This window comes from Bradyrhizobium hipponense, assembly GCF_008123965.1.
GTDB lineage: Bacteria > Pseudomonadota > Alphaproteobacteria > Rhizobiales > Xanthobacteraceae > Bradyrhizobium > Bradyrhizobium hipponense.
Genome location: NZ_VSTH01000238.1, coordinates 1 through 1,290, shown reverse-complemented (window position 1 = coordinate 1,290; position 1,290 = coordinate 1). Strand labels below are relative to the sequence as shown.

Below are 1,290 nucleotides of genomic sequence, written 5' to 3'. Positions count from 1 at the left end.
TCTTACTGCGTCATGGGTTTCGTTCGCGTGGGTGGCGAGGCAATGGCGCCGCAGCAAGGACATCGCATCATGGTTTTGATAAGCGCCCGGACCAAGCGGGCGCGCATTGAAGCGATCGAATTCGGGACATGGCGTTCAGGCCGCGTGGGCGGATCCTCTGGGGCGATAATGATCGGGTAAGGGAGGCACTTGGACCGGCGCGGCGGAACGAGGTCCTGAGGGGGGAATCGTCGCCTGCTCGGCGATCAAAAACCCGTAGGCTGCGATGCACAGAGTTGCGTGGTGATGGAAGCCGCGCCAGCCGCGTCCCTCATAATGACCGAGCCCGACCTCCTGCTTGAGCTCCTGATAGTCACGCTCGATGCGCCAGCGCAGTTTGGCAAGATCGACCAGCCGCTCGAAGCTGATGTCCTCCGGCAGCGTCGAGAGCCAGTACCGGGTCGGCTCGGCTTCGCCCTCGGGCCACTCGATCAGCAGCCACTCCGGCGACGCGTCCTCGGGGATCAGCTTGTTGTAGCCGACACGAACCCGCACGCGCGCAAAGCGCGATGACAGCCGCTCGGCCGAGCCTTCCCGCCACGTCACCGTGCGCCAGGCCTGTTTCGGCAGACCGAGTGCCAGTGTCTTGGCCGAGACCAAGTCAGGCTCGTCGCGCCGGCCGGTGTTGTTCATCGGCTTGTCCATGCGGCGCGGGCCAGTGCCAGGAGCCCACATCAAGATGGTCGGCACGATGCCGACCACGTAAGGCACGCCCAACTCAGTCATGCCGGCACGCAGCCGCGCGTCCCTGCCGTAGGCAGCATCCATCAACGCGACGCCGCGCGGCAGGCCGGCCTCGCAGGCCCAGCGGATCTGCTCCAGTGCGATCTGTGGCTTGGTCTTGAACTTGATCTGCTTCGGCACGCCTGCCTTCTTCCGCCGTGCACGGCTCTTGGTCCATTCCTGTGGCAGATACAGCCGATAGGCCACCGGCAGGCTGGCAGAGTGATGGGCGATCGACAGCGACACCGCGACCTGGCAATTGGCCTGCTTGCCGAGTTGGCCGCAATATTGGTGGTGTACGCCGACCGAGTGCTTGCCCTGCTTGGGGAACGAGGTGTCGTCGATGATCCACGCCTCGATCGGTCCATTCTTCTCGATCGATGGCAGCACCATCTCGCGCACCTTGGCCAGTACGTCCTCGTCCGACCAGGCCGCGTTGCCGATAAAATGCAGCAGCGACTGATGCTGTGCCGACGTCCTCGCCGGAGCCGTCCGCGCCGCCATCGGCTCAACGCTCTTGCGTTCGCC

General features: G+C 64.7%; 1 protein-coding gene. It reads right to left on the bottom strand.

Features of this window, described 5'->3' with window-relative positions; all coding sequences use genetic code 11:
- Positions 1–135 precede the first annotated feature (135 nt).
- A partial coding sequence (locus FXV83_RS41000; protein ID WP_148745713.1) for an IS701 family transposase occupies positions 136–1,290 on the bottom strand: 1,155 nt, incomplete at its 5' end.